The 12598-nt window shown below is 55.2% G+C and carries 10 protein-coding genes; 9 read left to right on the top strand and 1 reads right to left on the bottom strand.

Going from position 1 to position 12598, the window contains the following annotated elements; genetic code table 11:
* The first annotated feature begins 30 nt into the window (after positions 1-30).
* Positions 31-1221 carry a VIT1/CCC1 transporter family protein gene (locus tag RBB81_RS00975; RefSeq protein ID WP_353072388.1) on the top strand — a complete coding sequence of 397 codons (1191 nt, stop codon included), beginning with the start codon at positions 31-33 and terminating at the stop codon, positions 1219-1221.
* A 301-nt stretch (positions 1222-1522) separates the two neighbouring features.
* Here RBB81_RS00975 and RBB81_RS00970 read toward each other — a convergent pair whose 3' ends face one another.
* Positions 1523-1915, bottom strand: coding sequence for a hypothetical protein (locus RBB81_RS00970; protein WP_179585830.1), 393 nt, complete (start codon positions 1913-1915; stop codon positions 1523-1525).
* Between the two features lie 275 nt (positions 1916-2190).
* Here RBB81_RS00970 and RBB81_RS00965 point away from each other — a divergent pair, with 275 nt between their 5' ends.
* The 8 genes from RBB81_RS00965 to RBB81_RS00930 all read left to right on the top strand — a co-directional run bounded on the left by RBB81_RS00965 (position 2191) and on the right by RBB81_RS00930 (position 12462).
* Positions 2191-3846 (top strand): hypothetical protein, encoded by a 1656-nt coding sequence (locus RBB81_RS00965; protein WP_353072387.1) that lies wholly within the window; start codon positions 2191-2193, stop codon positions 3844-3846.
* A 220-nt stretch (positions 3847-4066) separates the two neighbouring features.
* Positions 4067-5221: an HlyD family secretion protein gene (locus tag RBB81_RS00960; protein WP_179585825.1), complete on the top strand. Its 1155-nt coding sequence runs from the start codon at positions 4067-4069 to the stop codon at positions 5219-5221.
* Positions 5222-5229: 8 nt separating this feature from the next.
* The gene (locus tag RBB81_RS00955; RefSeq protein ID WP_353072386.1) at positions 5230-6843 is read left to right on the top strand and encodes an MFS transporter; all 1614 of its coding nucleotides are present in this window, start codon (positions 5230-5232) and stop codon (positions 6841-6843) included.
* 83 nt (positions 6844-6926) lie between these two features.
* Positions 6927-8294 (top strand): TolC family protein, encoded by a 1368-nt coding sequence (locus RBB81_RS00950; protein WP_353072385.1) that lies wholly within the window; start codon positions 6927-6929, stop codon positions 8292-8294.
* Positions 8295-8714: 420 nt separating this feature from the next.
* The gene (locus tag RBB81_RS00945) at positions 8715-9389 is read left to right on the top strand and encodes an RNA polymerase sigma factor (RefSeq protein ID WP_353072384.1); all 675 of its coding nucleotides are present in this window, start codon (positions 8715-8717) and stop codon (positions 9387-9389) included.
* A 676-nt stretch (positions 9390-10065) separates the two neighbouring features.
* On the top strand, positions 10066-11319 hold the full coding sequence (locus RBB81_RS00940; protein ID WP_353072383.1) for an RNA polymerase sigma factor: 1254 nt from the start codon (positions 10066-10068) through the stop codon (positions 11317-11319).
* A gap of 124 nt (positions 11320-11443) precedes the next feature.
* Positions 11444-11830, top strand: a complete 387-nt coding sequence (locus RBB81_RS00935; RefSeq protein WP_179585817.1) for a YciI family protein — start codon at positions 11444-11446, stop codon at positions 11828-11830.
* A 191-nt stretch (positions 11831-12021) separates the two neighbouring features.
* Positions 12022-12462 (top strand): YciI family protein, encoded by a 441-nt coding sequence (locus tag RBB81_RS00930; RefSeq protein ID WP_179585815.1) that lies wholly within the window; start codon positions 12022-12024, stop codon positions 12460-12462.
* Positions 12463-12598 lie beyond the last annotated feature (136 nt).

Here is a 12598-nt window from a genome sequence, read left to right as displayed (position 1 = left end):
GTTTACCGTGATTGCATTCAAGGGAAGAACATGGCCGACTCGGAAAAGAAGAAACTATTAGCTGCGCTTGATGCCAACTGGCAGGCAGAGATGGAAGGTCATTACACTTACTCGGCGCTGGCGAGAGGAGAAGTCGAGCCTCAACGTCGAAACGCGTTACGTGGATTAGCCGCCGCTGAAAAGCATCATGCCGATCTTTGGGCTGGACGAATCGAAGGTTTAGGCGGGGACGCACCGCGGTACACAGGCTCGCAGTCTGGTCTAGCGGATTCTTTGGCAACCCGAGTCGGGGGACCTGACCTGGCTATGCGACGCCTGGAGATCGATGAAGGCCGCGACATTGCGAAATACGGTAGGCAGCTGAAATCGCTAGGCGATGAGCCAAGCATCGCGATTCTCAAAGAAGTGATCGCGGACGAGCGGGAGCACTATCAAACGTTGAGCAATCTCATTCGTTCACGTCGTCCGCTGCCCACTGTACCGGCTGAGCAAGCTCAGGAAGCTCTGGATAGCCTCTTGAATGCCCGTAAAGAAGGGCATCCCGAGGCAGCAGGTTGGGTCGGAGATGCGATCTACGGCGTCAACGACGGACTCGGTTCTATCTTCGGTATTGTCTCTGGGGTCTCAGGGGCAACGCTAGGTAACAGCCACTTTGTTCTGATTGCGGGATTGGCCGGGATGGTGGCGAGTGCGCTCTCGATGGGCTCGGGGGCTTACTTAGCAGCTAAGAGTCAGCGAGAGATCTATGAAGCTGAGTTTGCCAGAGAACGGGAGGCCGTTGAAGACAATGAAGCCGAGGCCCGCGAAGTACTTTCTCTCAGCTACCAAATCCGCGGGCTGCCGGAAGAAGACGCAGAGCGTTTTGTACACCATCTTTCGAAGAACAAGGAACATCTGATTAGCGCTCTCGCACGGGAGCGTCTCAATACATCCGAAGAAGCATTGAGTAAGCCTCTCGTCTCGGCGCTGTCAGGGGCTTTTTCTACGGCTTTGGGCGCTTTCATTCCGATCATTCCGTTCTTCTTTATGGCTGGGATCAGGGCTGTAATTGTCGCCGCAGTTGTTTCCCTGATAGCGCACTTTGTTGTTGGGGCATCGAAGTCGCTCGTGACAATCCGTCCGTGGTGGAGCAGCGGATTGGAGATGACGGTCGTCGGAGCGATTGAAGGAATCGTCACTTACGTGATCGGCATGGGCTTAGGGAGAATTGGAGGAGGCTAGCCGATTGAAGAAAGCCTCGGCCATCTGCGGGCAACTTACGTCGTGGTGAATGACCCAATCCAAGGTGGAGATGTCAGGAACACAGGTCCAGAGCTTTGTGAGCCATGGTCTGATGACCCTCCTCACCTAGCTCTTCAGGGCCGCGACATAGCGGCCTACCACGAGGATGGCAGTGTAGTGGAGCTGCGAGGCACTCGATTGGCTTTGGACGGTTCGCTTGGTAGCGTTCGCTTCGTTGGTGCCCGTGACCAATAAGAACTGATCGATCACTCTGAGGCCGGAATGGCCGGCTGCACAGAATTCAATATGTTAGTCGCTGATAGAAATAGTTCGTGGCCGACTCGACCGCAGTTCGCAAGTTCACTTCTGTGAACGGCGCGACAAGTACGTCGAATCCCCCTGCCTCAAGCACAGCCGACCACATCGGAAAGTCGCTGCTCAGCGTGTACACGAGAATCGACGGCTGCGGCTCCATAGTAGAGAGCAATCCCCATAAGGTCCACCACTCTTGAGTTGGTAAGCTAGCTGGTATGAGCGCAACAGCATAGATCTTTTGTCGTGAGTGTTGCGCGAAGTCATCGGCGTTGTCGCAAATTGTCAGAACTCCAACAACGGCATTCACCAGATACCGCATACTCCGCTGCATATCGTAAGGTATCAGCGCCAAAACATCTCCAGTGGAGTTCTCGGTCATCGGCGCACCTCCGCTGAGATCGAAACAAACATTATTCCCTCGGACTTTCCTACGGAAGTGAGCTAACGGGGAGCGCGAGGGCAAATCAAGGCCTAACTCGCCTTTCGTCTTAGAATGGGATTGGCCAGCGGACACAATTTGCTATGACAAATAGCTCGACACACCGATCAATGGATGCAGTTCCCACAGATGCCGCGTTGAACGCATTATCACTAGTGCTCGCCAGCGAAATCTTCGCGCGATCCAATCGACTTTCCCAGTTCCTAAGATTTGTGGTGGAACAAACGGTGCACGGCCACGAAGACAACCTCAAGGAATACACCATTGGAACTGAGGCTTATGGTCGAAGGACTGACTTCGATCCTGGCCAGGACACGATTGTAAGGACTGAGGCGCGACGACTCAGAAGCAAACTGAAGGAATACTACGAGACTGAAGGCAAATCCGACGATGTAGTAATTTTTATGCGAACCGGAAGCTATGTTCCCGCCATCCGATGGAGGGCGAGCCTGGATGGCCAGTCTCAGGTATCAACACGAACAGCTAATGAGCTCTGGGTAGAGGGCGATGGAGTGCGGGTCGCTCTGACGGCTTTCCAGGCGCATGCGAACGATCCCATCGCCTCGGCATGTGCGTTTGGAATTACTGACGATTTATTGCACAGACTAGTTCAGGCTCCAGGCATCAAAGTTGTTTCGGAGACGGCGAGCCGGTCCTCCCGCAAAAATTCTGACTCCCTCAAGGAAGGCGGCGAACTAGAGGCACAGATCATTCTCGACGGAACAGTTCGCAGTGAACACAACCGCCTGCGGGTATCGGCGCGCGTCTCAACCACTCCTGGTTTGTTGCTTTGGTCACAGCGGTTTGACGCGGCAACGGATGAAGACTCTCTGCTGAAGCTGCACGATGCAGTCGCCGCAGCCTTGTTAAGCCGCATCGCTCCCAGAGCTTCCATTGTGCGCCGTTATCTGGGAACGCCAACGCAAACACTCTATCAGTTCTTCTCGAAAGCTCTTGCTGCAGAGTCACTACTCGAAGAGGGTACTGTTGTCACGATTTCAGATTCCCTCAAAAGGTTCGAGGAACTGGTCTTGGAGGCCCCGGAATACGGACGGCTCCATTGCGGTGTTGCTCAGTGTTACATGGCTTTAGCGCAAAGGGGCGCGCGCTCTTCAAAAGAATTTGTCTCAAGAGCAAGTGAGGCTTGCAAGCGCGCCATTGCGATAGATTCCAATGCCATTGACGCTCATTCAACGTTCGGGTGCATTCTCGCTCAAGAATGGAATTGGAAGGCTGCCGAAGAAAGTTTTCGCAAAGCGCTACGGCTTGGGGACCAGCACGCAGCCCATCGGCAGTTCGCGCAATTTTTACTGCTTCATTCACGCTTCGATGAATCCTGGAAGCACTTTCAGATCGCCGAGGGGATGGACCCCTTCTCTGCCCGGCAGAAGTCGTCCATAGCTCGCTTCTTTTATTACAGCCGTTGGCATCGAGAAGCGAAGGAATACTACGCCAGAGTCATGCAGTATGGCCCGTTGCCGATCGAAGCCACGCTGATTCGCGCGTTTACTGAGATCCAGATGGGTGAGTTGAAGAACGCGGTGGCACTGGCACAGGGAGTTCGCCGAAGGGTGGGAACAGTGCAGCTCTATCTCGCCACAGTTGCGGAGATCTTTGCGCTTTCAAATGAGGTGGATCAAGCGCGGTCGCTCGCCGTGAGTTCGGGCTTGCTGGCGGAACAGGCATCTCTGAGTTATTTTCGGAAGGCTTGCCTGGCTTTAGCACTGAACGAACCTGCAAAGTCGTTAGAGTTTCTGAGCGAATCGTTTATGCGAAAAGAGGCAGAGCTACCCTGGATCGCTGCAGATCCGCGATTCGATAGAATCCGCGGCGACGCAACCTACCAGTCCATCGTCCGCGCAGTTTTCTAGGAACCAACCCCTCTAATTAGGGATCCGCGAAGGGTCGATGCATGGTAAAGTCAGGGCTTTGCTCACGGTGATCTAACCTTCCCCTCACTTCCGAGGGGCTGTATAGCCTGCTTCAATCGAAATGGGCCTTCTCGAACAAAAATCCTATCTGACCGATTCTTGGTTTGGAAGCTGTTCTTGCGAGTGGCCTGCTTTGGAGATTTCCTGATGAGGTCTGGCTGTGAAGAAGTGGTCTATTGCGATTCCGGTATTGGTGCTGGCTATAGCCATCTTTCTCATCTTTGCCATTCGAGGTCATTGGGACTCTTGGAAGAGTAACGCTGTCCTTCAAAGGACAAACGATGCCTATGTCACAGGCGATCAGATTCCTCTCAGCACTCGCATCAGCGGTACTGTGCAGCGGGTTGGCGTGCAAGACTATCAGTCAGTCAAAGCTGGGCAATCAATCGTTGAATTGGATCACTCTGATTATCAGGCAAGTGTCGATGAGGCGCGAGCTGCGATTAGCGCCGCACGTGCTGAACTCAACGCAAATCAGGATGCGAAGCAGGCCGCTGACGCGAGCATAGATGCTGCAAAGGCGTCAGTAGAGCAGGCACAGGCTGCTGCCGACGCCGCACAAGCTGGGATCGATGCCGCACAAGCTCAGGTGACACAGTCCGTCAGCGAATATCAGCGACAGGAGAAGTTGCTGGCGAACCGGGCCGCGACTCACCAGCAGTTCGAGCAGGTCCAGGAAGCCCGAGACGCCGCTCAAGCTGCCTTGCAAAGCCGCCGCGCCGATCTTGCGCGTGCTAGGGCCGCAGTAGCAAGCAGCCGAGCTGCGGTCGCTGGGGCTCTCCAGCAGAGAGCCGCTCTTAACGCAAAAGATGCATCCCTGCAGGCTCAGATCGCAGCCAAGACCGCGGGCGTAACGATTGCGCAAGTTAGTCTTGCTTACACAAAGATCGTTGCGCCCGCCGACGGTCGAGTTGGTCGACTACGGGTTCATCCGGGGCAGCTTGTGGGAGCGGGCGTTCAGGTCGTTGATTTCGTTCAAGACGGCGCATGGGTCGAGGCCAACTTCCTCGAGACGCAGCTTGCGCACGTTCGTGTTGGCGATACCGCGGACATCAAGATAGACGCCTATCCTTCCCAAATTCTTTACGGCCATGTGAGCGAGATAGCACCCGCGAGTGGGTCCGCTGCAGCACTCTTGCCGCCCGATAACGCTACCGGAAATTTCACCAAGGTCGTTCAGCGTGTGCCAGTCAAGATCCTTTTCGACGGCAACCCCTCCGGTGACATCCTCCGTCCAGGACTGTCTGCGGAGATCACTGTGCATACCGATCGGCAGGAAACAACAGATGCAACTCGTCCGGCAATGGTCCGCTAATGGGAAACATGAAGACAGGTCCACAAATCGAATCTGTCCAACGCATCAGACCTGTTCTTGGGATTGTGGGCGTGCTGTTGGGTGCCTCGCTGGCTACGTTCTTCGGGAGACTTTTGAGCGTCGGGGCGCCCGATCTGCGCGGAGCGCTGGGGATCGACGTGGACTCAGCTTCATGGATCGGCACCACTTACAACATGGGCATGATGTTCATCGGCCCCTTCTCTGTCTACCTCGGCGGCCTACTTGGACCGAGGCGCGTTCTGCTGGTCTCCGCGACGATATTTACCTTGCTGTGTATCGCGATGCCGTTTGCCGGACATCTTCCCGTTCTCTTGTTTTTGCTGGCGGCGGCGGGGATGACAGCCGGGACGTTCTATCCCCTCACATTGTCGTTCATTCTGCGTAATCTTCCCCAGAGTTACCTGCTCTTTGGAATTGCTGCCTATGCGGCGGACATCGTTGTTACGACTCATATGGCGCATTCCTACGAGGGATGGCTGATGGACGCTCTCTCGTGGCAATGGATCTTCTGGACGACTGCGCTGCTCGCACCCATCATGATCTCCTTGGTTGTCTTAGGCATTCCACCGCAACCGATCCCTAAGCCCAAGCCAGGACAGCCTTCGCCAAGCTGGCGAGGCTTCCTCTACTTCAGCCTAGGGGCGGCGTTGCTTTACGGGGCGATGGACCAGGGACAGCGGCTCGACTGGTGGCGTTCCGGCACCTTCGTCGCGATGGTCGTGTCTGGTTCCTTTCTTATTTTGGCAACGGCAGTCCGACACTTCAGCAAGCCGAATCCCCTGATCAACTTCCCCTTCCTGCGGCGGAGAAACACCATTCTGCTCGGCATGGTCATCATGATCTTCCGCTTTGTTCTCTTGTCCGCGGTTGTGCTAGTCCCCAGTTATCTCACGGCAATCCGCGGATATAGGCCGGAACAGGTCGGCCCTGTGCTTCTCTGGCTGGCAATTCCTCAATGCCTCGCCGGCCTTCTCGCGATCTACCTGCTTGGGCGCATTGACTCGCGTCTTATTCTGGCTGCGGGATTTGCCACGGTGGCCGTTGCTGCCCTGATGGATTCGCATATTACTTCCGTCTGGTCAGGGAACAGCTTCGAACTGAGCCAGATCGTGCTGGCAATGGGAGAAGGCTTCGCCTTCAACGGGATGGTCGGCACCATCGTACTCGACCTCATGAACTCTGGGTCCATGGATAAGGGTCCTGACGTGCTCAGCTTCAGCGGCTTCTTTCAGACGATACGACTCTTCGGCGGAGAACTCGGCGCCTCATACATCCAGTTTTTCCTGCACAGCAGACAGGTGTTTCATACGGATCTGCTGTCAGCGGACATTCAGGGAGGTTCGACCCCCGTTGTCGAACGCACCCATATGTTGACTGCTGGAATGCACGCGCAGTCGGTGACCCAGGATATCGCTACGGGTCGGGCCGCCGTACTGTTTATGGGAAGTATTCGCCAGCAGGCCTTCACCTTGTCGATCATGGACGCTTTCACCCTCATTGCGTATGTCGCAACGACCTGCCTCTTGATCATCGCGTGTCTACGAGGCCTGAAGGTCGGCTTCCGCCAAATCATCGCCACTTCGGCCCAATCTGCTTCATAGGAAGTCTGCTTCAAAGGAAAAGTTGAATGGTGAGAGAAAATACTTCTTTGCGTAGAGCAGCATATCGCATAGGTAGACTACTGGTGGCGTCCGTGGTGCCGGTTGCGCTCGTCTCGCCGATATTGCTCCTCGCTCAGCAGTCTAACGCTGCTGCCGCTTCGGAGCATTTGTCCAATGCTGCCAGCGTGGACCTTACGCTCTCTAGTGCGGTTGAGATGGCGCTCGCGCACAACCGCCACATTATGTTGGCCCATCTGGCCGTGACCGATAGCATGTCCCAGAAGAGACTTGCCGAGTCGCGTTTCTATCCGATCATCAAGAACCAGTCTGCGGTATTACACATTACCGAACTTGAGGGAGTAAGAATTCCTGCGGGAGCCCTCGGGGAAACCTCTTCGGGCTTCTCGCCGGCAGAGACTCTCAATATCGGTCAGGGAGCCCTCACCAGCTATACGAGTGGGACGGAACTGGCCCAACCCATAACGCAGATCTTCAAGATCCGGGCGGGCGTGAAGGCTGCCGATGCCGAGCTGAACTCGGCGCATATTCAATCGGATGACGCGGAGAACGGCGTCGCTTTTCTTGTCCACAAACTCTACTACGGCATCCTTGTTGAGGAGTTACGTGGTGCGGCCGCAAAGGACGCCGTCGACGCCGCAACAATGGTTGAGCAGGAGGCAAAGCACGGTGTCAATGAAGGGAAGCTCCTTGCGGACGCCGAGCTGGTGAGCCGCACAGATTTGCTCGATAAGCAGCAAGCTGCCCTGGCCTCGCACCTTAACCTCGATGACCTGACCTTGCAACTCGACGACGCGCTCGGTTTGCCGCTTGGAACTCATCTTATCCTCGACCCAAACTCATTCGGAGCTTCCTCAATTCTTCCCACGCGTGCTGATGCAATTGCACTTCTGCTCAACAAGAGTCCTGCGGTATTGTCGGCCAGACAGACGGTAGAAAAGGCGAAGGCTGATGTCGCCGCGGCGCGAGACGAATACATCCCCGAACTAACCGGAGTAGCCCGTTACAGCTATCAGAGTGGCCTGCCTTTTTTGGCTCATAACTTTGGAACCTTCGGAGCTATCTTCACTTACACCTTGTTCGACGGCGGGGGACGCGAAGCCAAACTCCAGGACGCACGTATCAAGCTGACGATGGCACAGACGCAATTGAAGCAGACCGAGGCAGACGTCAGCATTGAGTTGTCGTCTGCTTACGACAAAACAGAACAGCTTGATCAACTGGTACGAGTGACAACTCAAGCTCTCGAGGCTCGCGAGGAAAGCTTCCGTATTCAGAGCGAGCGAGCGAAGGTTGACGCTCAACTCGCCTCTGGAGTGGCTGCAGCCAATGCAGCGTTGACCTCCGCGCATATGAATTTGCTGAACTCTCAGTTGAACTTGTCTCTCGCCCGGAACAACATTCGACGTCTCCTCGGAGAGCGGCCAGAATGAGAGATACCTCATTCCGGAGCCAGCCCGAACCGTACAAGAGCGGAAGATATTCAAGACTTCGTGCTCGGCGCGTCTTCGGCTCTTCGTTCGAAGTGAATCAAAGAGAGAGTGCGTCTCTGGATGCTTCAATCAAAATTCTGATGCTTCAGGCCGATGTTCGGAATCTACTCACGTCTGGCTCACCGTTACTCACTTCCGTCAAAGGGACTGCTTGAATAACTTGAAACCTGGCAGGGCTGAGAAATAAGTTACTGAACACTACGCCTGATCGATTCTCTTTGATAAGGCAGAACGAACAATCTTATGCTGAGAGCTGAACACTCTTCAGCTCTCAGCACGAAGCATTCTTCGTATCCGCTTTAGGCCGCAAAATACCCGTAAAGCAAAGCTAATTTCGCGACTTGCCTGATTGATAACTAAATGGAAGTGCCGGAGAGTAAATTGTTTTTCGATAGCAATCGAATGAGCGCTGGTGCCTCCCCTGAGCGGGGTCAAAATCAAAGATGCTTATTTCATTATGAAAGCGATGAAAGTCTTGTCGCTGCTGCAAAGCAAGGGTTCCACATCGCGTTCGAGGTAATTTCTAACCGTCACTCGAGACGCGTCTTTAACACAGTTTATCGAATCACGAAGAATCGAGAAGACGCAGAAGATGCGTGTCAAGATGCTGCTCTCAAGGCGTTCCTTCATCTCAAAACGTTTGACGAGAGGTCGCTATTCTCTACATGGTTGACGCGAATAGCAATAAATTCTGCGCTCATGATCCTGCGGCAGAAACGTCGACGCAACGAAACCTCAATAGATGCACATCTCGACGGAAATGCGTGGGGATCTCTCGATATACCGGATCCAGGAAAAGACGTTGAGCTGTGCTACCTCGAGCGCGATCGGGAAGTACGTTTGAGAACGGCGGTCAATCGTCTCAGTCCGGTACTCCGCGATGTGCTCGAGATCCGCTTGTCCTCCGACGGGTCAATCAAGGAAATTGCACAGGAAGCGGGAATTTCTGTAGCCGCGGCAAAATCGCGCCTAATTCGCGGAAGACAAGCACTTGGAAGATATATCAACGAACGAGATGCTAAACCAGTCTTTTGAGATGACCTTGCTGCCACCCGCAATCGCTCGCTCGTCCTCATTGGGAGCGCCGGTGACCGTTTGCGCCATCTTTGCCTTCATTCTCGCAGGACCCATTTACGACCTCACGCCCCGGCACCGCATTCATCCTGCGTATACCCTGAACGTTTTATTGTTCATCATCGCGGGGCCTCCGGCCCGCATCGCTTTCGCCTCGACACCTGCCCGGCACCACTCTGTGCAATGGATGATCAGCCGGTACTAACGTATCTTGTGCGTCAGAATCATTGAGGAATATATGCGTGATAAGAGGAAGACCCCACCGCAAGACTTGCATCTCTGGCATGTCCATAAAGTGAAATTGTTGAACAGGCCTGAACCCTTCCTCTACATGGTGTGGTTCACTGAACCGAAATTCTCCGTTCAGCTGCTAATTCGTATGGAAGTCTCAATTGACGCAAAAATCGCCGGATCACTTGTCGAGAACGCCACACCGTAGGGTTGGCTATGAACAACTTGATAAACACAAGCGGAGATACCAGTACTAATCGGTCCTGGATGAGCGGCTTGGCGATTTTGCGTCAACCGGGGAGCGGGTGCTGTTGCTCCGGATCTCAGAGTCACGAGTTGGGCACCTTACATCGATCCGCCGTTTGCCAAATTGATTCGGAGTAGCTGGTTTGCTAAGGTCGTCATCATGTCCGAGCATTCCACCGAGCAGATACGCGAATTGCTCGACTCCCTTTATCGTGCGGATTCGAGACGAATCCTGGCAACTCTGATCCGCTTGCTCGGTGATTTTGATCTTGCCGAGGAGGCGATGCACGAGGCCTTTGCGGCTGCGCTGAGCCTGTGGCCAAGCAGTGGAGTACCCGAGAACCCGCGACCATGGTTGATTTCGACGGCCCGATTCAAAGCCATTGATACTCTGCGTCGACGGGCAAGATTTGATGCGTCTCAAGACGAGCTCGTGCGATATCTCGAAGCGCAATGGAGTTCGGCCGAAAGGTCCAAGGAAGAGGACAGCCTTGAGGATGATCGGCTGCGCCTGATTTTTACCTGCTGTCATCCCTCTCTACCGCCGGAAGCGCACGTCGCGCTCACCTTGCGTGAGGTGTGCGGGCTGACAACCGAAGAGATCGCAAAGGCCTTCCTCATCACTCCGCGTACGCTGGCGCAGCGCATTGTGCGCGCAAAGGCAAAGATTCGAGACATCCCGATTCGGTATGAAGTGCCAACTCCGCAGGAATTGCCGGAGCGACTGGGCGCGGTGCTTCAGGTCATCTATCTCGTCTTTAATGAGGGCTACTCCGCTGCGGCGGGAGCAGAGGTAACGCGCGCCGAGCTAACCGGCGAGGCGATTCGACTGGGCCGGTTGCTGACCGAACTCCGGCCAGAGCCGGAAGTCATGGGGTTGCTTTCCCTGATGTTGTTGCAGGAATCCCGTCGCGCCGCGAGAACCTCTCCTGCTGGAGATCTGATTTTGCTGGAGAATCAAGATCGTTCACTCTGGAATCGGGAGCAGATCGCGGAGGGAGTGGCATTGCTGGAGAAGGCCCTGAAGTCCCGTGGCTTCGGCTCCTACACACTGCAGGCCGCGATTGCGGCCGTTCATGCGGAGGCGGAATCGGTCGCTCTGACCGACTGGCGGCAGATTGTTGCGCTTTACGACCGATTGGTACGGATTCAGCCTTCGCCAGTTGTCCATCTCAATCGTGCCGTGGCAATTGCCATGCGCGATGGTCCGGAGGCCGGTCTGACGCATATCGACGCGGTGTTGGAACATGGCGAATTGGCAAATTACTATCTGGCGCATTCAGCCCGCGCGGATATGTACCGCAGGCTGGGCAGGACTGCTGAGGCCCGGTCCTCTTATGAGAAAGCTCTGGCGCTGACCCAACAGGAACCGGAGCGGCAATTCCTGCAAGAGCGGATTCGGCAGCTGAAATAAAAAAACGCAGAAGAAGCAAAATTTCTTGGACGCTTTGTCGAATTCCAGTCTGGCCGTTCGACTATGTAGTGAAGACGGGGCAACCAGTCCGCCCGAAGATTAAACCAGTATAAAAGGAGAAATCATGCCGCAATATTTGCTTGCGAATTACCTTCCCGACAACTTCGACCCGTCCACCATGACCGAAGCGACGGTACGCGCTATCAATGATCTCAACGACGAGTTGGAAGCTGCTGGTGCCAGGCTCATGGCTTGCGGGCTCAGCCCAGCCAGCCATGCGAAGTCGCTACGGGGGCAGCCCAACGGCGAGGTGCTCATCACCGACGGCCCGTATCTGGAAGCCAAGGAGCACATCGGTGGTTTTTGGATACTGGAAGCCGCTGACATGGACGAGGCGCTGGCGTGGGCCCGCAAGGCTACCATCGACCCTCGGTCGCGGGGCGAGGTGCGCGAGATACCATACAGCAGCCTGCCGGGTGGCACACCTCACCCATCGCGGGTCAAGCCGTAAGCACCCCCACCGGCGAAACCGGCTGCTACGGAGCATGATCATGAGCACCGATCACAACCCCGACAACTATGACCCGTCCACAGAGGGCGAAGCGATCCAGCTGCGCTCTCTGAGTTCACCGGTTAGCCACAAATAGCTAAACCCGAAATCAAGCCACCCCAACCATCGCTCAACCCAAAGGAGATTCAGCAATGCGATTCATGGTCATCGCCAAAGCAACCCCAGAGACAGAAAAAGAAGGCGCCCTCCCCGATCCACAGCTCTTGCTCGAGATGGGCAAGTACAACGAAGAGCTCATGAAGGCTGGCGTCCTGCTCGCCCTCGATGGCCTTCATCCCAGCTCCAAGGGCGCACGTGTCAAATTCTCCGGCAAGTCTCGTACCGTCATCGACGGCCCCTTCACCGAGGCCAAGGAGCTCATCGCCGGCTTCTCGATTCTGCAGGTCAAGTCCCTCGAAGAGGCCATCGAGTTGGTCAAGCGTGCCCCCAACTGCAACCCGGGCAGCGACTCCGAAGTCGAAATCCGCCAGATCTTTGAGATGGAAGATTTTGCACCCATCTTGACCGAAGAGCAGATCCAGCACAAAGTAGAGCGCCGAGCTGAGCTGCCAAATCAGACCGCCAACAAATAGCCGCTCTTGCATCCACGGATTGAAGCTGGTGTGGTCGGTAGCAGTGTCCGCTACCGATCCACATCAGGTCTTCCATCGCGCCATTGAAGCCGTATGGCACATCGAGGCTGCGCCGATATCGTTGCTCGCAATAAGC

Origin of the sequence: Tunturibacter gelidoferens, from assembly GCF_040358255.1 — a bacterium.
Taxonomy (GTDB): Bacteria; Acidobacteriota; Terriglobia; order Terriglobales; family Acidobacteriaceae; genus Edaphobacter; species Edaphobacter gelidiferens.
This window is presented reverse-complemented; position numbering and strand designations above follow the sequence as displayed.

Coding starts and splice junctions, on each gene's coding strand:
- RBB81_RS00940 (WP_353072383.1), top strand. CDS start 10,066: ATGTCCGAGCATTCCACCGAGCAGATACGCGAATTGCTCGACTCCCTT.
- RBB81_RS00935 (WP_179585817.1), top strand. CDS start 11,444: ATGCCGCAATATTTGCTTGCGAATTACCTTCCCGACAACTTCGACCCG.
- RBB81_RS00970 (WP_179585830.1), bottom strand. CDS start 1,915: ATGACCGAGAACTCCACTGGAGATGTTTTGGCGCTGATACCTTACGAT.
- RBB81_RS00955 (WP_353072386.1), top strand. CDS start 5,230: ATGAAGACAGGTCCACAAATCGAATCTGTCCAACGCATCAGACCTGTT.
- RBB81_RS00930 (WP_179585815.1), top strand. CDS start 12,022: ATGCGATTCATGGTCATCGCCAAAGCAACCCCAGAGACAGAAAAAGAA.
- RBB81_RS00975 (WP_353072388.1), top strand. CDS start 31: ATGGCCGACTCGGAAAAGAAGAAACTATTAGCTGCGCTTGATGCCAAC.
- RBB81_RS00945 (WP_353072384.1), top strand. CDS start 8,715: ATGGAAGTGCCGGAGAGTAAATTGTTTTTCGATAGCAATCGAATGAGC.